At 70.4% G+C, this 19,484-nt stretch carries 24 protein-coding genes; 13 read left to right on the forward strand and 11 right to left on the reverse strand.

Annotated elements, in window-relative coordinates; translation table 11 throughout:
* The first annotated feature begins 67 nt into the window (after positions 1–67).
* The 7 genes from HNQ52_RS05630 (at position 68) to HNQ52_RS05660 (ending at position 6,382) form a co-directional block, all read left to right on the forward strand.
* Positions 68–820: a hypothetical protein gene (locus HNQ52_RS05630; RefSeq protein ID WP_183960140.1), complete on the forward strand. Its 753-nt coding sequence runs from the start codon at positions 68–70 to the stop codon at positions 818–820.
* 13 nt (positions 821–833) lie between these two features.
* Complete coding sequence (locus HNQ52_RS05635; protein ID WP_183960141.1) at positions 834–1,853, forward strand: AraC family transcriptional regulator; 1,020 nt, start codon at positions 834–836, stop codon at positions 1,851–1,853.
* Positions 1,854–2,200: 347 nt separating this feature from the next.
* Positions 2,201–3,307, forward strand: a complete 1,107-nt coding sequence (locus HNQ52_RS05640) for a DUF4397 domain-containing protein (protein WP_183960142.1) — start codon at positions 2,201–2,203, stop codon at positions 3,305–3,307.
* Between the two features lie 215 nt (positions 3,308–3,522).
* On the forward strand, positions 3,523–3,900 hold the full coding sequence (locus HNQ52_RS05645) for a thiol-disulfide oxidoreductase DCC family protein (protein ID WP_183960143.1): 378 nt from the start codon (positions 3,523–3,525) through the stop codon (positions 3,898–3,900).
* Positions 3,893–4,678 (forward strand): fatty acid desaturase, encoded by a 786-nt coding sequence (locus HNQ52_RS05650; protein WP_183960144.1) that lies wholly within the window; start codon positions 3,893–3,895, stop codon positions 4,676–4,678. The genes HNQ52_RS05645 and HNQ52_RS05650 overlap by 8 nt, the downstream gene beginning before the upstream one ends.
* Positions 4,679–5,090: 412 nt before the next feature.
* Positions 5,091–5,612: an RNA polymerase sigma factor gene (locus HNQ52_RS05655; RefSeq protein WP_183960145.1), complete on the forward strand. Its 522-nt coding sequence runs from the start codon at positions 5,091–5,093 to the stop codon at positions 5,610–5,612.
* Entirely contained in the window at positions 5,609–6,382 is a 774-nt protein-coding gene (locus HNQ52_RS05660) for a hypothetical protein (RefSeq protein ID WP_183960146.1), read from the forward strand. The genes HNQ52_RS05655 and HNQ52_RS05660 overlap by 4 nt, the downstream gene beginning before the upstream one ends.
* Before the next feature lie 17 nt (positions 6,383–6,399).
* Here HNQ52_RS05660 and HNQ52_RS05665 read toward each other — a convergent pair whose 3' ends face one another.
* Positions 6,400–6,903: a hypothetical protein gene (locus HNQ52_RS05665; protein ID WP_183960147.1), complete on the reverse strand. Its 504-nt coding sequence runs from the start codon at positions 6,901–6,903 to the stop codon at positions 6,400–6,402.
* A 117-nt stretch (positions 6,904–7,020) separates the two neighbouring features.
* Here HNQ52_RS05665 and HNQ52_RS05670 point away from each other — a divergent pair, with 117 nt between their 5' ends.
* The 3 genes from HNQ52_RS05670 (at position 7,021) to HNQ52_RS05680 (ending at position 9,060) form a co-directional block, all read left to right on the forward strand.
* Complete coding sequence (locus HNQ52_RS05670) at positions 7,021–7,974, forward strand: helix-turn-helix transcriptional regulator (RefSeq protein ID WP_183960148.1); 954 nt, start codon at positions 7,021–7,023, stop codon at positions 7,972–7,974.
* A gap of 131 nt (positions 7,975–8,105) precedes the next feature.
* Complete coding sequence (locus HNQ52_RS05675; RefSeq protein ID WP_183960149.1) at positions 8,106–8,462, forward strand: DUF1428 domain-containing protein; 357 nt, start codon at positions 8,106–8,108, stop codon at positions 8,460–8,462.
* A 25-nt stretch (positions 8,463–8,487) separates the two neighbouring features.
* Positions 8,488–9,060, forward strand: a complete 573-nt coding sequence (locus HNQ52_RS05680; RefSeq protein WP_183960150.1) for a YceI family protein — start codon at positions 8,488–8,490, stop codon at positions 9,058–9,060.
* 42 nt (positions 9,061–9,102) lie between these two features.
* Here HNQ52_RS05680 and HNQ52_RS05685 read toward each other — a convergent pair whose 3' ends face one another.
* Genes HNQ52_RS05685 through HNQ52_RS05700 form a run of 4 tightly spaced genes read right to left on the reverse strand, consistent with a single transcriptional unit; the run spans position 9,103 to position 12,826 of the window.
* Positions 9,103–10,179: a HEAT repeat domain-containing protein gene (locus HNQ52_RS05685; protein ID WP_183960151.1), complete on the reverse strand. Its 1,077-nt coding sequence runs from the start codon at positions 10,177–10,179 to the stop codon at positions 9,103–9,105.
* The gene (locus HNQ52_RS05690) at positions 10,176–11,384 is read right to left on the reverse strand and encodes a HEAT repeat domain-containing protein (protein ID WP_183960152.1); all 1,209 of its coding nucleotides are present in this window, start codon (positions 11,382–11,384) and stop codon (positions 10,176–10,178) included. The genes HNQ52_RS05685 and HNQ52_RS05690 overlap by 4 nt, the downstream gene beginning before the upstream one ends.
* Positions 11,385–11,399: 15 nt before the next feature.
* Positions 11,400–12,248, reverse strand: a complete 849-nt coding sequence (locus HNQ52_RS05695) for a hypothetical protein (RefSeq protein ID WP_183960153.1) — start codon at positions 12,246–12,248, stop codon at positions 11,400–11,402.
* A gap of 2 nt (positions 12,249–12,250) precedes the next feature.
* Positions 12,251–12,826 (reverse strand): RNA polymerase sigma factor, encoded by a 576-nt coding sequence (locus HNQ52_RS05700; RefSeq protein WP_183960154.1) that lies wholly within the window; start codon positions 12,824–12,826, stop codon positions 12,251–12,253.
* Positions 12,827–12,944: 118 nt separating this feature from the next.
* Here HNQ52_RS05700 and HNQ52_RS05705 point away from each other — a divergent pair, with 118 nt between their 5' ends.
* On the forward strand, positions 12,945–14,078 hold the full coding sequence (locus HNQ52_RS05705) for a mechanosensitive ion channel family protein (RefSeq protein ID WP_183960155.1): 1,134 nt from the start codon (positions 12,945–12,947) through the stop codon (positions 14,076–14,078).
* Positions 14,079–14,097: 19 nt separating this feature from the next.
* Here HNQ52_RS05705 and HNQ52_RS05710 read toward each other — a convergent pair whose 3' ends face one another.
* From HNQ52_RS05710 to HNQ52_RS17055, 3 genes are all read right to left on the reverse strand, one after another.
* Entirely contained in the window at positions 14,098–14,388 is a 291-nt protein-coding gene (locus HNQ52_RS05710; RefSeq protein ID WP_183960156.1) for a GIY-YIG nuclease family protein, read from the reverse strand.
* The gene (locus HNQ52_RS05715; RefSeq protein WP_221281957.1) at positions 14,375–14,755 is read right to left on the reverse strand and encodes a hypothetical protein; all 381 of its coding nucleotides are present in this window, start codon (positions 14,753–14,755) and stop codon (positions 14,375–14,377) included. Before HNQ52_RS05715 ends, HNQ52_RS05710 begins: the two co-directional genes overlap by 14 nt.
* 106 nt (positions 14,756–14,861) lie before the next feature.
* Positions 14,862–15,770 (reverse strand): M23 family metallopeptidase, encoded by a 909-nt coding sequence (locus HNQ52_RS17055; RefSeq protein WP_183960158.1) that lies wholly within the window; start codon positions 15,768–15,770, stop codon positions 14,862–14,864.
* Positions 15,771–16,166: 396 nt separating this feature from the next.
* Between HNQ52_RS17055 and HNQ52_RS05725 the strand changes: the two genes are divergently transcribed.
* On the forward strand, positions 16,167–16,424 hold the full coding sequence (locus tag HNQ52_RS05725) for a DUF3297 family protein (RefSeq protein WP_183960159.1): 258 nt from the start codon (positions 16,167–16,169) through the stop codon (positions 16,422–16,424).
* Positions 16,425–16,558: 134 nt separating this feature from the next.
* Here HNQ52_RS05725 and HNQ52_RS05730 read toward each other — a convergent pair whose 3' ends face one another.
* Positions 16,559–17,047: an acyl-CoA thioesterase gene (locus HNQ52_RS05730; protein ID WP_343059261.1), complete on the reverse strand. Its 489-nt coding sequence runs from the start codon at positions 17,045–17,047 to the stop codon at positions 16,559–16,561.
* Between the two features lie 130 nt (positions 17,048–17,177).
* Between HNQ52_RS05730 and HNQ52_RS05735 the strand changes: the two genes are divergently transcribed.
* The gene (locus tag HNQ52_RS05735; RefSeq protein WP_183960160.1) at positions 17,178–17,642 is read left to right on the forward strand and encodes a hypothetical protein; all 465 of its coding nucleotides are present in this window, start codon (positions 17,178–17,180) and stop codon (positions 17,640–17,642) included.
* A gap of 65 nt (positions 17,643–17,707) precedes the next feature.
* Here HNQ52_RS05735 and HNQ52_RS05740 read toward each other — a convergent pair whose 3' ends face one another.
* Positions 17,708–18,469 (reverse strand): ABC transporter permease, encoded by a 762-nt coding sequence (locus HNQ52_RS05740; RefSeq protein ID WP_183960161.1) that lies wholly within the window; start codon positions 18,467–18,469, stop codon positions 17,708–17,710.
* Complete coding sequence (locus HNQ52_RS05745) at positions 18,466–19,392, reverse strand: ABC transporter ATP-binding protein (RefSeq protein ID WP_343059227.1); 927 nt, start codon at positions 19,390–19,392, stop codon at positions 18,466–18,468. The genes HNQ52_RS05740 and HNQ52_RS05745 overlap by 4 nt, the downstream gene beginning before the upstream one ends.
* Positions 19,393–19,484 lie beyond the last annotated feature (92 nt).

Raw genomic sequence — 19,484 nt, forward strand, 5'->3', positions numbered from 1 at the left:
CGTTGCCGCCGGTGCCGCGCGGTCGGCGGTGCGTTATGGTGCGGCCTCCGTCCCGCTGGAGCCCGCCATGATCCGTGTCCTCGTGCTGCTGCTTGCGCTGGCGATGCCCGCGGTGTCGTGGATGGCGCAGGCAGGCTGGTTCGGCAGCGACATCGGCAGCGTATCGAACCGCGATCCGTCGCTGATCGTCGCGGCCGGCTATGCCTTTTCGATCTGGGGCCTGATCTTTGCGCTGAGCATCGGCTACGGCGTCTGGCAGGTGCTGCCGGCGCGCCGCGGCGATGCGCTGACGCGGCGCCTGGCATGGCCGGTGGCGGGTGTGTTCGCGCTGACGTCGGCCTGGATGATCGTGTTTCCGAACGAGATCTTCTGGCTCGCGCTGCTGATCCTGTGGACCTCGCTCGCGCTGCTGCTGGCGATCGTGTGGCGCATCGCGCCGCCGCCGCGCCGGTTGCGCGGGATGGAGGTGCTGCTGGTGCGCTGGACCTTCCTGATCTTCTGCGCGTGGGTGGCGCTGGCGAGCGTTCTCAACCTCGCGCAGACGCTGCTCGCCTACCGCATCGATCCGGGCGTGGCCCCGGTGGTGTGGAGCGTCGCCCTGCTCGTGCTGGCGGCCGTGCTGCTGCTGGCGATCAACCGGCGCGTGCGCGGCGACATCGTGTTCACCGCCACCGCGTGGTGGGCGCTGATCGGCATCTGGGTGAAGCAGTCGGCGAGCGCGGCGCCCGGCGCGCACGTGACGGCATGGACCGCGCTGGCCATTGCCGCGGTGCTGCTGGTGCACACGCTGTGGCTGCGGTTCCGCGCGCGGGCGGCGTGATCGCAACAGCCCGATGGAATCGCTGGCGCTCGCGCTGATCGGATTCTCGCTGGGCGCGGCAGCGCTGCTGCTGGTGGCGCAGTTCGCGGTGTACCGCGCGGCGGAGCTGCGGTGGACCACGCGCGCGGCCGGCGCGCTGCTGCTATCGGGCCTGGCCGCGCTGCAGGCCGCGCACGGTGCGGAACTGCTGGCCGATGCGGTGCCGGCCCTGCTGCAGCGGACGGACTACCTGGCGTTGCTGTTCATCGTCGCGGCGGCATTCCACCTGTTCTTCCACGGCGCGCTGCAGCCGGCGGCGGCGTCGCCGGCGTGGCTGCTGTGGTTCGCGCCGGCGCTGGCGGTGCCGTGGCTCGACCCGCGCGTGGCGCTGCCGCTGTCGTTTGCATTCGGTGCGGGGTTCGCGCTGCGCCTGGCGCAGCTGGTGTATCGCCTGCGTGCGCAGCGGCGGCGTTTTGCGCTGGAGCTCGTCGCCTTCGCAGCGTTCGCGGCGATGGCGGTGCTGGTGCTGGCGCTCGGCCTGCTGGCGCCGCTGATTGCCCCGCGGGCATTCGTGCTGGCGTACTCGATCCTCATCGGCCTGTCGCTGTGGCTGGCGCTGCTGGTGTTGCTGCGGTATCCGGACGTGGCCGGCCGCGCCGCCGATGCAGTGCGCGCGGCGTACGCGGTGTCCACGCTCACGCGCGTGGACCGCACCCAGGCGCTGGAGCGGCTGCGGCGCGCGATGGACGAGGATCGCCTCTACACCGACGAGAACCTGAGCCTCGCCAGCCTCGCCGCCGCGCTGGATCTCACGCCGCACCAGCTCTCGGAGCTGATCAATACCGGTCTGGGCATCGGCTTCTCGCGCTACCTGCGCGAGCAGCGCGTCGCCGCGGCGCAGCGCATGTTGCGCGAGGAGCCGCATGCCTCGGTGCTGTCGGTGGGCCTCGCGGTGGGTTTCACGTCGCAGTCGAATTTCTACGTCGCGTTCCGCGAGATCACCGGCGAGGTGCCGGGTCGCTACCGCAAGCAGGCGCTGCGCGGCGACACCTAGACCGGGCTCGCACACCGGTCGGCCAACGCAAAACGCGCGCTGAACGCGCGTCGCGATGCCTTCGAATCTGCATCCGCACGCGCACCGCCCGCGTAGCTTCACAGGACGTCGCGGCCCGGCGTCGCCGACCAACGCTTTCGATCCCGCATGCGGTCCTGCCGCGTCGACGGCGAAGGTTTGTCCGGAGCGTTGTCCGGCGTGGCGTACGGGTCGCGGATCCTGCACCGATGCACGGAGATTTCCGGCAGGGAGCGTCGTCACGCACGCAGGGCCACGCGCGCTGCGTGTTCCATCCTCAACCAGAGCGGGCCGTGCCCGACACCAACAACAACGAGGGAGAAAGACCCATGAAGAGGACCGCCACCTATCTCGCCGTCGCAGCGCTGCTGCTGCCGACCCTGGCCCTTGCCGACGCCCGCGTGCGCGTGGTGCACGCCGCGCCGTTCGCCGATTCGCTCGACGGCACCTCGGTGACCGTGCGCGTCAACGGTGCCGACACGCTGACCAACGTGGAATTCGGCGACTTCACCGACTACCTCGATCTCCCGCCCGGGGACTACACCCTCGACGTGCTGCCGACGGGCACCACCACGGTGGCGATGACCGCCGACGTGACGCTCGCCGACAACACCGACTACACCGTGTTCGCGACCGGCAACGGCACGCTGCAACCGCTGGCGCTGCAGGCCGTGGTGGACGACAACACCGCGCCGGCCGCCGGCAACCTCAAGCTGCGCGTGGTGCACGCCGCGCCGTTCGCCGATTCGACCGACGGCACGCGCGTGTCGGTGCGCACCGACATCGGCGCGGTCGTCGGCGGGCTGGCGGATGTGCCGTTCTTCGCGGCCAGTCCGTACCTGGAGATCCCGGCCGGCAACTACGATCTGAAGGTCGCGACGCCGGACGGCTCGGCCAACCTGATCGATGCGACGCCGGTGGATCTGCCGGCCGGCGCGATCCTCGACGTGGTCGCCGTCGGCGACGGCGTCAACCAGCCGCTCGGTTTCCTCGCCCTGCCGCTCGGCCCGCTCGCCACCGAAACACCGGTGGACGGCAGCGCGTCCGGCCACTGGTATGTCCCGGGCCTCACCACCACCGGCCTCGCGTTCAGTCCGATGCCGCAGCAGAACCGCCTGGTCGGCAGCTGGTACGGCTGGACCGCGGACGGCGAGCAGGTCTACTACAGCCTCGACTCGGCCGGCTCGCTGTCGGGCGACGGCGAAGCCAACGGCGGCTTCGACGGCGAGTCCGCGGTGTTCACGGTCAATGCGCTGAGCGGCGGGTCGTTCCTGAGCGAGGACGACGTCACCGCGACGCCCGTCGGCACGCTGACGGTCGACTTCGCCGACTGCCGCACCGCGGCCGCCACGTACGCGTTCGAGGACGGCCCGACCGGCGACTTCGACCTGGTCAACATCACTCCGCTGCCGGGCTGCGCGCCGTCCGCCGAGTGACGCCGCCGCCCCGCTGAACCCGCGCGGCCCGGGCCTGTCCCGGGCCGCGTGCGTTTCCGATGCCGGAATGGGCATTCCGGAAATTCGCAGGCTGTTGTTTCCACGGAGTTTTCCGCGGCGCGACCGAGCCTGTGTTCCGGCCTGATCGAAACGGAAGCGCGCACCGCAGCGCCACGGCCAACTTGCCCCCGTCGTCCATCCACGGGAGTGCCGCCATGCCGACCATCGCGCCGATCACGGTGTTTTTCGACGGGCTGTGCCCGGTATGCCGGCGCGAGGTGGCGCTGTACCGGCGGCTGGCCGCGCCCGGCGCGGTGCGCTGGACCGACATCGCGCAGCCCGCCGCGCTGGACGGCGAAACCTTCGGGCTCGACGCTGCGCTCGCGCTGCTGCACGTGCGCGACGGCGGCGGCGCGCTCCGGATCGGGCTCGACGCGCACCTGCTGCTGTGGGCACGGCTGCCGGGCTGGCGCGTGCTGGCGTGGGTGCTCGTGCGCAACGCACCGCTGCGCCGGGCCGCCGATGCCGGCTACCGCTGGTTCACCGCGCGTCGGCCGGGACTGGTACGGCGGCAGGCGGTGCGTCGTGGATAGGCGGCCGGACATCGCCTGGCGCGACCTGGTGCCGATGCGCACGCGCGACACCGCGCGCGAACTGGTTTTGCCCCTGCCCTGGCTTTGCGCCGCGCTGCTGGCCGCATTCAACGACTGGACCCTGGCCGCGGTGGCCGCGACCTTCGTGCTGTTCATGACCGGGCTGCGCGTCACGCACGGCGCGTTCCACCGCGCGCTGGGGCTGCGCGGGCGCGGCAACGATGCGGTGATGTTCGTGCTCAGCGTGCTGCTCGGCGGCGCGATGCACGCGATCGAATGCACCCACCGGCACCATCACCGCGCCTGCCTGCGCGAGGACGACATCGAAGGCCGCATCGCGCATCTTGGGTTCTGGCGGGCGTTCCTGCACAGCCCGCTGTATCCGCTGCACATCCATCGGTTCGCGCTGCGCCACGGCAGCCGGCGGCAACGGCGCTGGGTGCGGGCCGAGCTCGCCGCGGTCGGCGCGGCACAGCTGCTGGTCTGGGGCGTGTTCGACAGTGCCGCACTGCAGACGATCGCGCTAGCGCTGGTGTTCGCCAACCTGAGCGCGGCGATGGTGGGGATCTGGGCGGTGCATCGCGCCTGCGACGCGGCGCCGTTCGACGCGCGCAGCAGCCGCTCGCGGCTGCTCGATGCGTGTGTGGCCGGGATGTTCCACCACCTCGAACACCATCTGTATCCGGCGGTGCCGACGCGACGGCTGGCGGAACTGGCGCGGCGATTCGATGCGGCGCGGCGGGTGCCTGTGCGGACGGTGCTGGGGGCGATGGTGTGAGGGTGCGCGCGGACGCCGGTGTGTTCGAGGGGTTTACCGCGGGTGTGGCGAGACGCCCGCCCCCTTCCGCCTGCGTTCCGCCGGTGGCAACCGGCGTCACACTTCCCCCGCTGCGCGGGAGAAGGATCGCTTCGCTGGAAGCCGTTGCGCGGATGTGACGCGACTGCCTGTCGTGGGGGAAACGACCACGGCGTTGCGGCGAACGCCAGCCGCCCTGTAAGAAGCGACCTGCCGCGACGTCATGTCCTCGACCACCCGCCGAGGACATAACCATGTCGACGAAGTCGTGCCCCGCTGTTCCTTCTCCCGCAACGCGGGGGAAGGTGCCGAAGGCGGAAGGAGGCGCTCTGCCCACATGACCCCCGCCCGCCGCAGATCCATCGCCATCCCCACCTGCGAAGATGCCGCCACGATGCCCCGATCCGCACCCGCAGACATCGCCACCCTCGCCCGCCTGCACGGCCGCCTCGTGTTCGCCGCCGCCTACCGCGTGCTCGGCGACGCGGCGCAGGCCGAGGACGTGCAGCAGGAGGTCTTCCTGCGCCTGCTCGAAACGCGCGAGGACGATGTGCGGTCGTGGCCGGCGTTTCTCGGCGCGGCCGCCACGCGGCTCGCCATCGACCATGTGCGTCGGCAGCAGCGCTGGCGGCGGCTGGTGCCGCAGTGGCTGCTGCAGGCGCCGCAGTCCGCGCCGGGCGCGGATGCGGCCAGCCTCGATGCCGAACGCGCGACCCGGCTGCGACAGGCATTGGCCCGCCTGAAACCCCGCGAAGCCGAGTGTTTCGCGCTGCGTTTCGTGCAGGGCATGGAGATTCCCGCCATCGCCGCCGCACTCGCCCTCACCGCCAACCACGTCAGCGTGCTGCTGCACCGCGCCACACGCGCGCTCGAACGCCAGCTGCGCGACACACCTGCTCCGGAGACCGCACCGTGAACGACGCCACGCCGATTCTGCCCCCGACCCTCGCGGCACACGCCGACGCCATGGCGCGCCACGGCGCCGATGACGCCCGCATCGATGCCGCACAATCGCGCCTGCTTGCAGCACTGCCCGCTGCCCGGCCGCGGCGCGCATCGTTGCCACGGTTTGCGCTGGCGGCCGCGTCGTTCTGCGCGCTCGCCGTGTTCGGCCTCGCGCTGTTCCTCGGCCAGCAAGGGCCCGCGTTCGCCGCCGTGCAGCAGCGTCTGCGCGACTTCGACACACTGCGCGTGCGGATCGAACAGCGCATCGGCGGCCAATCGCTGCCGAGCTCGACCCTGCAGCTCGACCGCAGCGGCAGCCTGCGCACCGATGTCGGCAACGACGTCAGCGTGGTGGTCGACACGCGCAGCGGCCACGTGCTGACCCTGCTGCACGGCGCGCGCCTGGCGCTGCGCACGCCGCTGCCCGCCGGTCCCGCGCCGCGCACCGAGGACGCGCTGCAATGGCTCGACGCCATCCGCGCCTTCCAGGGCGAGGCGCAGCCGCTCGACGAGGTCCGCCGGGACGACGGCATCGATCTGTACGGCTGGCGCCTGCAGACCCACGGCATGCAGATCGACCTGTGGGCCGACGCCGACGGCGTGCCGCGTTCAATGCAGGTGGGCGGCGCGCAGGATCTGGTGCTCGACTACCGCTTCGCCTTCGACCTGCCGATCGCGCCGGGCCAGCTCTCGGCCGACGTGCCGCCGGGCTACACGCTCGGCGAGGACGACGCCGGCTGACGCACAACGCCGCGCGCTCACGCCGCGCGGCGGCGGAAGTCCATCGTCCAGTTGGTTTCCCAGGTGAGGCCGCCGTCGTCGGAGAAGGCCTGCTCCCAGCGCGGCGTGGCGGGGTCGGTGGCGGTCCAGACGAAACGCACGCGGATCGGGCGGCCGTCGAACACGTCGTCGCCCTCGAACACGCCGATGCCGTCGCGGAATGCACCGTGCACCGGCGGATCCATCACCCCGCGCTGATTGTCGACCCAGTGGATCGCCCAGCACCGTTCCGCGCGGTTGTAGACGCGGATCGCCATGCCGACGTAGCCGGGCAGATGCCCGGAGCGCATCTCCTCCAGATTGCCGAGGCCATCGAGGATGCTGCGGGTGGAGACGGTGGCGTCGAAGATCTCCCAGTCGTCGCAGCCGGCCAGGCGCGCGCACAGGCGGCGGTTGTGCACGGTCCAGTGGCCGAGTTCGAAATCGAAATCGCGCGCGCCGTCGTGCGCGGCGGCGGCGGGGCGAGGGGCGGTGGTCTGCATGGCGGTCTCCGGCGTGCACGCCGGCGCGCCGACCATCGGCCACGCTGCGGGTGCACGGCGCCACTGTCGCAGCGTATCAGGGCAGAATCGGTCCTGATTCGGCGCTAGCATGGCGCCATGTCCGGACCGACCCAGCGCGTGCTCGCGGTGCTCGAACTGCTGCAGGCGCGCGGTCGCATCAGCGGCGCGGATCTCGCGCGCGAGATCGACGTGGACCCGCGCACCGTGCGCCGCTACATCGCGCGGCTGGAGGGACTCGGCATTCCCATCGTCGCCAACCGCGGGCGCGACGGCAGCTACGCGCTGGTGCCCGGGTTCAAGCTGCCGCCGCTGCTGTTCGACGACGACGAGGCACTCGCCCTCGCACTGGGCCTGCGGGCCGTGCGCGCGATGGGCCTGGCCGCCACGGCGCCGGCGGTGGCCAGTGCGCTGGCCAAGCTCGAACGCGTGATGCCCGGCGGCCTGCGCCGGCGCGTGGGTGCGCTCGACGAGACCGTGGCGCTGGAACTCGCGCATCCGGTGGTGGCGGTGGATCACGCGCTGCTGTCCGCGCTCAGCGTGGCCGCGCAGCAACGGCGTCGCGTGCGGCTGGATTACCGCAGTCCGCAGGGCGACACCACCACGCGCCTGTTCGATCCCTACGGCCTGCTGTGGCGCACCGGCCGCTGGTACGCGCTCGGCCACTGCCACCTGCGCCGTGCGGTGCGCTCATTCCGGCTCGATCGCGTGCTTGCCGTTGTCCCCGTGGATGCATCGTTCGCACGGCCCGAGCAGTTCGACGCGCGGGAACACATGAATGCGGCCATCGCCCGGTTGCCGCGCACCCATCCGGTCGACGTGCTGCTGCACACCGATCTGGACACCGCGCGACGCGAGCTGTTCGCAAGCCTCGGCGTGCTCGAACCCGTGCCCGGCGGCGTGCGCCTGCAGGCGCAGGTCGACAGCCTCGACTGGTTTGCCGGCGAGCTGGCGCGACTGCCGTTCGAGGTGACGATTGCAACGCCGCCGGCATTGCGTGACGCGGTGACGGGCGTGGCCGAGCGTTGCCGTCGGATGGCGACGCGGGCGTGACGCAATGCATGTCGAATTTGCGCGCGGCCGTTCGTCGTGCGACAGGAATGGCACGATGCGGCACCATGCGCCCTGTCGTGCCATCCGCAACGGTGCGCCGCACCGTCGGCTTTGCTCACTCCGGAGGACGCATGTACATCGATGGATTCGTGGTTGCGGTTCCCGAAAAGAATCTCGCGGCGTATCGCCGCATGTCGCGCAAGGCCGGCAAGCTCTGGCGCGAACACGGCGCGCTCGACTACGTCGAGGCCGTGGGAGACGACGTGCCTGCGGGCAAGAGCACCTCGTTCGCGAAAAGCGTGAAGCTCAAGCCGGGCGAGGTCGTCGTGTTTGCCTACATCGTCTACGGATCGCGTGTGCAGCGCGACCGCATCAACAAGAAGGTCATGGCCGATCCGCGCCTGGGCGCGGACATGGCCGCCGCAAGCATGCCGTTCGACAGCAAACGCATGATCTTCGGCGGCTTCAAGACCTTCGTCCGAATCTGACCCCATCTGCGTGGAGATGTATCCCATGTTGCGATTGTTCCTGCTTCCGCTCGCCCTCGTCGCCGCCACGGCCGGCGCCGCGCCGGTCACGTACGAGATCGATCCCGCGCACACCTACCCGAGTTTCGAGGCCGACCACCTCGGCGGGCTCTCGGTGTGGCGCGGCAAGTTCAACACCAGCTCGGGCAGCGTCACGCTCGACCGCGAGGCCGGCACCGGCACGGTGCGGATCGAGGTCGACATCGCCAGCATCGACTTCGGCCACGACGAGATGAACGATCACGCGCGCAAGCCGGACCTGTTCGACGCCGCCACGTTCCCCACCGCGACCTACACCGGCACCCTGGCCGGCTTCGCCGACGGCAAGCCGACGCGCGTCGACGGCGAGCTCACCCTGCATGGCGTGACCCGGCCCGTGGTGCTGACGATCCGGTCGTTCAAGTGCATGCCGCATCCGATGCACCAGCGCGAACTGTGCGGCGCCGATGCGTCGACCACGCTCGATCGCGCGGACTTCGGCGTCTCGGCCGGCAAGGACTACGGCTTCGACATGGCGGTGCCGTTGCGCATCCAGGTGGAGGCGGTGGCGGTCGAATGAGCCCATCGGACGGCGCGGCGACACCGCGCCGTCCGCTGGCGTTCAGCGTTCGGCGTCGGTCAGCACGTCGTCGAGCAGGGCCACCGCGGCGTCGCTGTCGGACTGGCCGAGCCAGAACATCGCCTTCTTCTTGACCGCGCGCGGCGCGTCGCCGCGCACGAGGCCGATCAGCGCCTCGACGCCGCCCGATTCGAGCTGCGACAAGGCGAACACGGCCTGGTCGCGCACGTGGTCGCTGCGGTCGGTGCGCAGCACGTCGGCGATGTCGGCGGCGGCACGCGTGTCGCCGTGCTGCGCCATCCAGAACAGCGCCTGCGACCGCACCTCGTCGTCGGCGTCGGTGCGCGCAAGGTCGAGCAGTGTGGCGTGCACGTCGATGGCGTCCGACTGCGAGAGGGCGAACACGGCGTGGCGACGGATGCGCACGTCCGCATCGTTGCGCACGATGTCCTCGACGATGGCGGCGCCGTCGCGGCCGCGCGCGACGCCGAGCCAGAAGATCGCGTTCTCGCGTTGCGACGACGGTGCGCCGGCGGCGGCGAGGTCGGCGAGCGTGCGCGTGGCGGAGGGTTCCGCGTGGTAGGCGATGGCGCCAAGCGCATCGTCGGCCGGGCTGCCGTGCTTGCGGCCGCTGCCGGCGCGCGCTTCCACCAGCCCGCGCAGGAACGCGAGGCTGGTGCCGGCATCGATGCCCACCGCCTGCACCGGCGTGGCGCTGCGCACCGGGCACGCGGCGCCGAGTGCGCGCAGCCGGTCGACCGCGCCGTCGGCGAAGCGCACGTACACGGTCAGTTCGTCGCCGGGCTGGCTCGGCGCGTCGCTGTCGGAGATCGTGAAGCCGTTGTCGCGGTCGAGGTCGCAGCTGTTGCGCAACGTGCCGCTGCCGTGATCGTGGCAGCACGGTGCCGCGCGCCCGGCGAGGATCGGCACGCGGTACGACACCCAGCCGTCGCGCGGCGCGCCGGGCAGGTGCGGCGCCGCCGCGAGGGCCTGCGCGGAGAGTCCCAGGCACAGCAGGATCAAACTCGCGAATGCCACTGCGCCGGCGGCGGTCGCGCGCAGCGCGTCGGCGAACGGGGCGTCGCGGCGTGTGATGTTTGACGGGATGGTCCGGATCATTTCAGCGTCTCCTCGATCAGGTCGATCGCAGCGTCGTCGTCCATCAGCGTCAGCATGCGCAGCAGGCGCTTCTTCTCGTCCGCGCTGCCGGCCTTGCGATAGAGGTCCAGCACGGCCTCGCTGTCGCCCGCCACCAGCAGGCCCTGCAGCGCGGCGTCGCGCACGGCGGGAGTCGATGCCTGCGCGTAGAGCGCGAGCAGCGCCTGCGTGCCGCCGGCCACGCCGATGGCCTGGATCGCGTCGATGCGCAGCGCCTCGTCGCCGTTGCCCGCCGCGATCGCCTGCAGCGCCGGCACGTCGCCGGCGATGCCGTAGGCGTGGATCACCGCCTCGCGCACGTCCGGGTCGGTGTCGGTGTCGAAGATCGACTTGAGTTCCGCGGTGGCGTCCATCACGCCGAGCATCTGCACGGCTTCGCGCCGCACGTCGGGGCTGGCGTCGCTGCGTGCGATCTTCAGCACCGTGGCCTTGTCGCCGGCCACCATGAAACCCTGCAGCAGCTGACGGCGCTGCGCGTCGTCGGTGCTCGCCGCGTAGATGCGCTGCAGCGCGGCGCGGGCTTCCGGTTCGCCGCTGATGCCAAGCATCTGCACCGCCTCGCGCCGCAGCGCCGGATCGCCGTCGCCGGTGGCGAGCGCTTCGATGCTCTGCAGCGCGGACGCATCGCCGCTCTGGCTGAGCACGAACAGCGCGCGCTTCTTGACGCGGGTCGAGTAGTTGCCGGCCAGCACCTTCTTCAGCAGCGGCATGGCGCGTTCCGGCGGCGCGGAGATCAGGCCTTCGACCGCGATCTCGGCGAGCGCGTCGGCATCGTCGCCGGCCGCGGCCTGACTCGGCCGTTTGCCGAGTAGCGCATCGGCCTCGCTGCCCCAGCGGCTCTGCGGATATTGCCGGTGGAGGCGTTCGACCGTGCCGCGTGCCGCGCCGTCCTGGCCGGCGCGCGACTGCGCGTAGGCCTGCCAGTAGAGCGCGGCGTCGGCGGCGGCCGGTTCGTCGCGGCGCAGGCGGTCTTCGAGCTCGCGAAAGCGCTTGATCGCGCCGTCCCAGTCGGCGCGCTTGAGCGCGTCGTGGCCTTGCCAGTAGACGGCTTTCGCGTCGCTGTCCTGCGGTGCCATCGCCGCGTCGTTGGCGGCGCCGTGTGCGCCGCCTGCGGCAAACGCCAGCGCGAGCGCGAGGCAGAGGGGGTGGAAGGTGAATCGCATCATGGTGTCCTCGAACGATCAGGTGCGCAGGTTGCGCGTGGCCAGGGCGCCTTCGGTCGCGCGCACCTGGAACAGCAGATCCGACTCGCGCACGTAATCGCGCAGGCCGTCACGCACTTCGATGCCGTCGCCACGCGGCGGGTTAGCCAGTTCGATCAGCACCGGCTCCATCTGGCGCAGGAACTCCGCGAGGCGGGTGTTGCCGGCGCGCTGTGCAGCCTGGGTGTAGAGGCGGTTGCTGTCGATCAGCGCGGCGGCAAGATCGGCGTTGCCGGCGGCAAGGTCGGGGCTGTCGCTGTTGAGCGCGGTGAGCAGCACGCCCTCGGTCTGGCGCAGGTGGGCGGCGACGTAGGCGTCGAGCACGCGCGCGGCGAGCACGGGATCGGTTTGCACGGCGGGCTGGTGCGCCAGCGGTGGCGCCGGGTCCGGGCCGCTGAGGCGGCCTGCGAAGAAGCCGGCACCGAGGAGCAGCAGCACGGATGTGGCTGCGGCCGTGGCAAGTCTCAGGCGCGGGCGGCGGCGGGTGTGGGCGGTGGGTGTGGGTCTGGAGCCGCGGGTGAGGTTTGCTGCATTCGAGGAGTGGCTGACGTCGCCGGACCCTCTCCCCAACCCCTCTCCCACGGGGAGAGGGGCTTTTTCGGAGGCGAGGCGGGCGTTGAAGTTCTGCCAGAGGCGCTGCTCGAAGCCGGCGTCGGGCGGCGCGGGAACATCGTGCGCGGCGGCGTCGAGCAGATCGCGCAGGCGCGCGTAGCGCAGGCGCAGGTCGGGCGAGAGACGCAGCGCCTGCGCCACGAGTTCGCGCTGCTGCGGTGTCTCGTCGTCGCCGTAGTAATGCAGGATCAGGGCGTTGTCGTCGATGGTGGACATGCTCACCTCCACGGTTGCAGCGCCGCGCGCAACTTGCGCACGGCGCGGAAGATCGCCTGCTTGCTCTGGCCGACGGTCAGATCGAGCGTGGCGGAAATGTGTTCGAGCGATTCGCCCTCGTGGTGGCGCAGGACGAAGGCGGCGCGTTCGAGTGCGCTCAGGTGCTGCATCTGGGCGCGGATTCGGTGCCCGATCTGGGCGCCGACGGCGTGTTCGTCGGGGCCGGGTTCCTCGTCGCCGATCGCGTCGAGGAAATCGCCCGGGTCGTCGTCGTGCGCGCTGCCGCCGACGGCGACCTCGTGCCGGTGCCGGGCGTTGCGGCGCAACTGTTCGAGCGCGGCGTTGACCGCGATGCGGTGCAGCCAGGTGCGGAACGCGGCGCGGCCGTCGAAGTCGGCCAGCCCGCGCCAGGCCTTGTAGAGCGCCTCCTGTACCGCGTCCTCGGCCAGCGCAGCGTCGCGCGTGATCCGTTCGCACAACACGAACAGCGGGCGCGCGTGCGCATCCACCAGGCACTTGAATGCGGCGGTGTCGCCCTGCCGGGCCCGTTCCACCCAGCGCGGGTCGGTGTCGATCATGCGGGCTTGGATGCGCGCACGGCGCGATCGGTTAGCAGGCGCCAGTGTCGGCGATCCGCGGCCCCGTGGTCACTTGCGATTCAACGACATGCCGTCGGTGGCTGGCATAGTCCCCGGGATGGACCTGTCCGCACGCATCGACTGGGACGCCATGCTCGCCGTGGCCATGCCGCTCGGCGCGGCCGCGCTGCTGGGCCTGGCCGTGCATCTGCTGCTGATGCGCATCGCCCGCCGCGTGCGCGCCGCGGATTCGCGCCGCGGCCGCATCCTTCGCGTGATCGCGCTGCCGCTGGCGTTTGCGGTGCCGCTGCTGATGCTCGCGCTCGCGCTGCGCGCGACGCCGCTGCCGCCGCAGGCGCTCGACTGGAGCCAGCACGCGATCCGCATCGCGCTGTTCGCGTGCGTGACGTGGCTGCTGGTGCGTGTGGTGTCCGGCATCGAACGCGCGATCCTGCGCCAGTACCCCATCGACGTGGCCGACAACGTCCACGCGCGCCGCATCCACACGCAGACGCGCGTGCTCGGCCGGGTGGTGATGGGCGCGATCGTGCTGCTCGGCGTGGCCACGGCACTGATGACCTTCCCGGCCGTGCGCCAGGTCGGCGCCACGCTGCTGGCGTCGGCCGGTATCATCGGCATCGCGGCCGGCATCGCGGCCAAGCCCGTGTTCAGCAACCTCATCGCCGGGCTGCAGATCGCGCTGGCCCAGCCGATCCGGCTCGACGACGTGGTCATCGTCGAGGGCGAGTGGGGCCGCATCGAGGAGATCACCGCGTCCTACGTGGTGGTGCGCATCTGGGACGAGCGTCGTCTCGTGGTGCCGCTGACCTGGTTCATCGAACATCCGTTCCAGAACTGGACGCGCAGCACCGCCGACATGCTCGGCACCGCGGTGCTGTGGCTCGACTACCGCACCCCGATGGCGGCGGTACGCGACGAGCTGCAGCGCATCTGCAGCGACGATCCACGCTGGGACGGCAAGGTGTGCATCGCGCAGGTCACCGACACGTCCGAATCCACGATGCAGGTCCGCCTGCTGGTCAGCGCGCGCAACTCCGGCGATGCCTTCGATCTGCGCTGCGCGGTGCGCGAAGGCCTGATCGCCTTTCTCGCGCGCGAGCATCCCGAGGCGCTGCCGCGGACGCGCGCAACGCTCACCCGCAGCGGTGGCGACGACGGGCCGTCGCACGCGCCGGCCGCCGAGACCGTGCGTTCGCCGCACGCCGAGGATGGGGAGCTGCCCGGGGACTGACCGCTGCACGCCGACGCGGTCAGTCCCGCTCCGGGCACGGTGTGGCGTCGATCTGCGCGAGGTAGCCGATCTTGCGCGCCCGCGGCAGCTGCCTGATCGCGTATTCGGCGCGCGACGCGGCCGCGCGATCGGGATACGGACGCGAGCCCACCAGCCGCCGCGGCGGATTGGCGCGCGTATAGCGTGCGCCGCGTCCCTCGCAATGTGCGGCGTAGCGGCGCGGCAGATCGTTGGTGATGCCGGCGTACAACGCGCCGTTGACGCATTCGATCAGGTACAGGCACCAGCCGCCGCGATCAGCGTCCGGCATCGTCGCGCGACGCCGCGCCCACGGCGCGTTCGGCCGAACGGAACGAGCGCGCCACAAGGCCGATGCCGGCGGCGAGCAGCCCGAGCATCACCACCGTGTTGAACAGGCTGGTCGACTGGAAGTAGATGCGCATGTTCATCAGCACGCCGGCGAGGATAATCACGGCGCCGGCGATCAGCAGCAGCCAGCCGATGACCGAGCGACCGTCGAAGAACAGCACGCCGATGCCGACCAGCAGCGGCAGCAGCGACAGTCCGAAGCTGTTGTAGCCCCACAGCGTCCAGCCGCCGCCGCTCACCGTGACCTGGTTGAGCAGCATCCAGCCGCCCGCGATCACGCAGACGAATCCGATCAGGAACAGCCCCACTCCTCCGTCCGTGCCACCCGCACCGCGCATCGCGTGTCCCCGTCAGCGCAGCGCACGCCGCTGCCGCGTGCATCTTCGCTGCACGCGGCGCGGATTTCCATGACCGTCAGTTGGCGGGCGAATCTTCCGGCGGCTCCTTGGCATCGGCCGCATCGATCTTCTTCTCCGCCGTGCGTGGCGAATCGCCGATGCTCGGCAGCGTGTTCGGCGTATCGAGCAGCAGCAGCGGATCGATGCGCGCGCCGAGCCAGCGGAACCCCAGATGCAGATGCGGCCCGGTCGAACGCCCCGTCGAGCCGACCGTGCCGAGCGACTGGCCGCGTTCGACCTCGTCGCCGGTCTTCACCGCCAGATCGGCCATGTGGAAGTTCATGCTGATCAGGCCGCCGCCGTGGTCCACGAACACGGTGTTGCCGGTGTAGAACTGCTCCTCGGCCAGCACCACGGTGCCGTCGGCCACGGCCTTGACCGGGTTGCCCGCGCCGACGGGAAAGTCGCGCCCGGTGTGCTGGCTTTCCTTGCTGCCGTTGAAGAGGCGGTGGCTGCCGAAATCGTCCTCGCTGTCGGGCAGGGTGGCCGACGGGCGCGACAGCGGCAGCGAGAAACGCGGCTCGCCGATGTCGCGCTCAAACAGGGCGAGCACACGCTTGCGCTCCTCGATGTGGCGCTTGCGGTTGTCCTCCGACACATTCAGATAGGTGTCGTCCGGCAGTTCGATCTCGACCTTCGGAAATTCGACCGCCTCGACCGTGACCGAGCTCAGGTGCTGCTTGCCGTCCTGGTCGTACAGCGCGATCTCGTGCACGCCGGGCTTGGCGCGGAAATCGATCGGGTAGTAGCAGGCCGCGTCGACGGCCGGGTAGCGCTTGCCGCGGAAGCCGCATTCGTCGGCAGCCATGCCGTTCCAGCGCACGACGCCGCCCTGCGGCGCTTTCACCCCTTCGACCTCGGCGGCGTGGGCGGACGTGGCGAGCGCGACGGCAAGCGCGGCGAAGGCGAGGCGGGGTGCGTGCATGGAGGTCTCCGGAGCGGGCGCGACGGAGGCCGCGCGGACGCGGGCGTGCAGCAAGCGATGTGCCATGTACTGCTTCCTTCTCCCGCCGGGAGAAGGTGCCGAAGGTGGATGAGGGCGCCACGTCGCGGTCTGCCGGAGGCCGACAGGCCGAACTCCGCTGCGTGCGAGCTTCGGCGGTCGCGGCCGCTCCACCCTCATCCGGCCCTGCCGGGCCACCTTCTCCCGGCGGGAGAAGGAAGCAGGCGGCGCGGCGACCACGATTGCAAAGCTCCGGATGGACGACCACAAGGCAGGCAAAACGCACGCCCGACGCACCCGCGACTGGCCCGCCGCCACCCCGCCCCGTATCCTTGCGCGCTTCACGGCCCCGTGCCGCCCGTTTCCGGTGACCCCGATATGTCCGACACCCCGCCCGACCGCCTGTCCACCGACCCGCGCAGCAAGTTCCACGACAAGGCCGTGCTCGAGCGCGGCGTCGGCATCCGCTTCAAGGGCGAGGAAAAAACCAACGTCGAGGAATATTGCATCAGCGAAGGCTGGGTGCGCCTGCCCGTCGGCCGCTCGCTCGACCGCCGCGGGCAACCGATGACCCTCAAGGTGAAGGGCGAGGTGGAGGCGTATTTCTACGATCAGGTGAACCGCGAAGAGACCTGAGCCCCGCGCGCCGCGTCGTTGGACACCTTGCGGGCTGGCCGCTCGACACCGGCAACCGCGATGCCCTGGTCGCCGCGCTCCGGCGCGCGGCGCTGCTGCCGGCGCACTAGGATCCGGATCGATCTCGCCGGCACTCAGCCCGGATACCGCGCAAGAAAATCGCGTCGCGCAGCTTCGATGTCCTTGCGCATGCGCATGATGTCGCGCGCGTAGGCGGCGAGTTCGCGCTCGCGGTCCGTGCCCGGCGTGTAGGCGGGCACGGGAATCGAGCGGCGCTGCGCGTCCTGCGCCACGAACACCATCAGGCAGTGCGTGGTGCGCTCGGCGCCTTCGGCCGTGGTATCGCGGGCCGACACGGTCACCGCCACGTGCATGCTGGTGGTGCCGGTGAGCACGATCTGCGCGTGCACTTCCACCAGCTGCCCAATGCGCACCGGCCGCTCGAACTGGATGCCGCCCACGTACACCGTGACGCAGTAGGTGCCGGCCCAGCCGGCGGCGCAGGCGTAGCCGGCCTGGTCGATCCATTTCATCACCGCGCCGCCGTGCACGTTGCCGCCGAAGTTCACGTCGCCGGGTTCGGCGAGGAAGCGGAAGGTGAGTTCGCGCTGGGTGCCGGCGATGGGAGCGTCCCTCGTGAGCGGTGGCCCGTTCGATGGTAGCAGCAGATGCGCCGTGCGATGCCGGCCTGCGTATGCAACAGAACGGGTCGGCAGGCAGTCCGCCGACCTCGATCCCCCACGGAGCATTCGCATGACCCTTCGTTCGCTACTGCTGATCGCCATGACGCTCGGTTCGGGCACCGGCACGGCGTCCGCCGCCGCGCCGCGCACACCCGCCGATTTCGCCGCCGAACAGCGCGCGGCCACGTGGCTCAGCGCCACCCAGATCGATCGCAACCCCTACCTGTGGCAAGGCAAACGCGTCGGCGTGGTGCTGCGCCTGCAGCGCATGCTCGACCCGGCCAATGCGCTGGTCCGCCAGCTCGGCGACGACGCCGGCCCGGTCTTCGTGCTCGGCGACGTGACGCCGGAAACCTTCCGCCAGACGGCCGTCATCGCCGTCGCCGAGATCGACAGCGAACGCACGAGCGTGCGCGGCCACGAACAGTTGCTGTCAAGCGCACGCCTTGTCGCCACGTTCCCGTGCACGGAAGCCGAATGCTACAACTGGCTCAACGGCGACATCGGCTGGGGCCAGCCGCTGCCGGCGCGGTGAGTATGCGGCACGGCATCGCCTGAGAATCAGGCAGGCGGGGCGCGGAGCGGAATGCCCGCGCGCCGTCAGGCCTTGAGCTTGTAACCGCTGCGGAAGATCCACCAGATCGTGCCGAGGCACAGCAGCATGAAGCCGAGTGTCGCGCCCGCGCTGATGCCAACGTGCACGTCGGAGACGCCGTAGAAGCTCCAGCGCATGCCGCTGATGAGGTACACCACCGGATTGAACAGCGCCACCTTCTGCCACAGCGGCGGCAGCATGTCGATCGAGTAAAACGCACCACCGAGGAAGGTGAGCGGCGTCACCACCATCAGCGGGATCACCTGCAGTTTCTCGAAGCCGTCGGCCCACACGCCGATGATGAAGCCGAACAGCGAGAACGTGATCGCGGTGAGGGTCAGGAACGTCACCATCCAGAACGGATGCGCGATCTCGTACGGCACGAAGATGCGTGCCGTCACGAGGATCAGCAGGCCGAGCATCACCGATTTCGTCGCCGCCGCGCCGACATAGCCGATCACAACTTCGACCCACGACACCGGCGCCGAGAGCAGTTCGAAGATGGTGCCTGCCCACTTCGGCATGTAGATGCCGAACGACGCGTTCGAGATGCTCTCGCTCAGCAACGACAGCATGATGAGGCCGGGAATGATGAAGGCGCCATAGCTGACGCCGCCGATGTCGCCCATGCGCGACCCGATCGCGGCGCCGAAGACGATGAAGTAGAGCGAGGTCGACAGCACCGGCGAGGCGATGCTCTGCGTCAGCGTGCGGAAGGTGCGCGCCATCTCGAAGCGGTAGATCGCGCGGATCGCGTGGAGGTTCATGCGCTCTTCCTCACGAGGCTGACGAAGATGTCTTCGAGCGAGGATTCGCTCGAGTGCAGGTCCTTGAAGTCGATGCCCTGCTCGGACAGGCGTTTGAGCAGCGGCGCGATACCGGTGTCGTCGCTTTGTGCATCGAAGGTGTAGGTGAGCGTGGTGCCGTCCTTCGACAGTTCCAGCGGCAGGTCGTGCAAGGCGGCGGGAATCGATTCCAGCGGCGACTGCAGCTGCAGCGCGAGCTGTTTCTTGCCGAGCTTGCGCATGAGTTTGGCCTTGTCCTCCACCAGCACGAGTTCGCCCTTGTTGATCACGCCGATGCGGTCGGCCATTTCCTCGGCCTCCTCGATGTAGTGCGTGGTCAGGATGATGGTGGTGCCGCGCTCGCGCAGGCGGCGCACCATCTGCCACATGTCGTGGCGCAGTTCGACGTCGACGCCTGCGGTGGGTTCGTCGAGGAAGAGGACGTCGGGCTCGTGCGACAGGGCCTTGGCGATCAGCACGCGGCGCTTCATGCCGCCGGAGAGTTGCATGATCTTGCTGTTGCGCTTGTCCCACAGCGAAAGATCGCGCAGCACCTGCTCGACATGCGCGTCGTTGCGTGGTTTGCCGAAGAGGCCGCGGCTGAATTTCACCGTGGCGAGCACGGTTTCGAACGCGTCGGTGGAGAGTTCCTGTGGGACGAGGCCGATCCTTTTCCGCGCCTCGCGGCAGTCGCGCTGAATGTGGTGGCCGTCGACGATGACTTCGCCATCGCTCGGGTTGACGATGCCGCAGACGACGCTGATCAGCGTGGTCTTGCCGGCGCCGTTGGGGCCGAGCAGGGCGAGGATTTCGCCGCGTTCGATGTCGAGGTCGATGCCCTTCAGCGCCTCGAAACCGGAGGCGTAGGTTTTGCGCAGGTTGCGGATGGTGATGACGGCGGGCACGCGGGGCTCCGGCGTTGGGAGGTCGCACATGCTAGTGGATGCGGTGGTGCGTGGCGGCGTGCGGGCGTGGGATTCACTGTCCCGAACCGCGC

It is taken from the genome of Chiayiivirga flava, assembly GCF_014202825.1.
In the GTDB taxonomy this organism is placed as follows: Bacteria; Pseudomonadota; Gammaproteobacteria; order Xanthomonadales; family Xanthomonadaceae; genus Chiayiivirga; species Chiayiivirga flava.

Excerpts from the sequence above, each read along its gene's own strand:
- HNQ52_RS05705 (WP_183960155.1), top strand. The coding sequence starts at position 12,945 with ATGGACCTGTCCGCACGCATCGACTGGGACGCCATGCTCGCCGTGGCC.
- HNQ52_RS05655 (WP_183960145.1), top strand. The coding sequence starts at position 5,091 with ATGCCCCGATCCGCACCCGCAGACATCGCCACCCTCGCCCGCCTGCAC.
- HNQ52_RS05675 (WP_183960149.1), top strand. The coding sequence starts at position 8,106 with ATGTACATCGATGGATTCGTGGTTGCGGTTCCCGAAAAGAATCTCGCG.
- HNQ52_RS05740 (WP_183960161.1), bottom strand. The coding sequence starts at position 18,469 with ATGAACCTCCACGCGATCCGCGCGATCTACCGCTTCGAGATGGCGCGC.
- HNQ52_RS05710 (WP_183960156.1), bottom strand. The coding sequence starts at position 14,388 with ATGCCGGACGCTGATCGCGGCGGCTGGTGCCTGTACCTGATCGAATGC.
- HNQ52_RS05630 (WP_183960140.1), top strand. The coding sequence starts at position 68 with ATGATCCGTGTCCTCGTGCTGCTGCTTGCGCTGGCGATGCCCGCGGTG.
- HNQ52_RS05670 (WP_183960148.1), top strand. The coding sequence starts at position 7,021 with ATGTCCGGACCGACCCAGCGCGTGCTCGCGGTGCTCGAACTGCTGCAG.
- HNQ52_RS05695 (WP_183960153.1), bottom strand. The coding sequence starts at position 12,248 with ATGTCCACCATCGACGACAACGCCCTGATCCTGCATTACTACGGCGAC.
- HNQ52_RS05725 (WP_183960159.1), top strand. The coding sequence starts at position 16,167 with ATGTCCGACACCCCGCCCGACCGCCTGTCCACCGACCCGCGCAGCAAG.
- HNQ52_RS05685 (WP_183960151.1), bottom strand. The coding sequence starts at position 10,179 with ATGATCCGGACCATCCCGTCAAACATCACACGCCGCGACGCCCCGTTC.
- HNQ52_RS05635 (WP_183960141.1), top strand. The coding sequence starts at position 834 with ATGGAATCGCTGGCGCTCGCGCTGATCGGATTCTCGCTGGGCGCGGCA.
- HNQ52_RS05680 (WP_183960150.1), top strand. The coding sequence starts at position 8,488 with ATGTTGCGATTGTTCCTGCTTCCGCTCGCCCTCGTCGCCGCCACGGCC.
- HNQ52_RS17055 (WP_183960158.1), bottom strand. The coding sequence starts at position 15,770 with ATGCACGCACCCCGCCTCGCCTTCGCCGCGCTTGCCGTCGCGCTCGCC.
- HNQ52_RS05700 (WP_183960154.1), bottom strand. The coding sequence starts at position 12,826 with ATGATCGACACCGACCCGCGCTGGGTGGAACGGGCCCGGCAGGGCGAC.
- HNQ52_RS05735 (WP_183960160.1), top strand. The coding sequence starts at position 17,178 with ATGACCCTTCGTTCGCTACTGCTGATCGCCATGACGCTCGGTTCGGGC.
- HNQ52_RS05665 (WP_183960147.1), bottom strand. The coding sequence starts at position 6,903 with ATGCAGACCACCGCCCCTCGCCCCGCCGCCGCCGCGCACGACGGCGCG.
- HNQ52_RS05645 (WP_183960143.1), top strand. The coding sequence starts at position 3,523 with ATGCCGACCATCGCGCCGATCACGGTGTTTTTCGACGGGCTGTGCCCG.
- HNQ52_RS05690 (WP_183960152.1), bottom strand. The coding sequence starts at position 11,384 with ATGATGCGATTCACCTTCCACCCCCTCTGCCTCGCGCTCGCGCTGGCG.
- HNQ52_RS05640 (WP_183960142.1), top strand. The coding sequence starts at position 2,201 with ATGAAGAGGACCGCCACCTATCTCGCCGTCGCAGCGCTGCTGCTGCCG.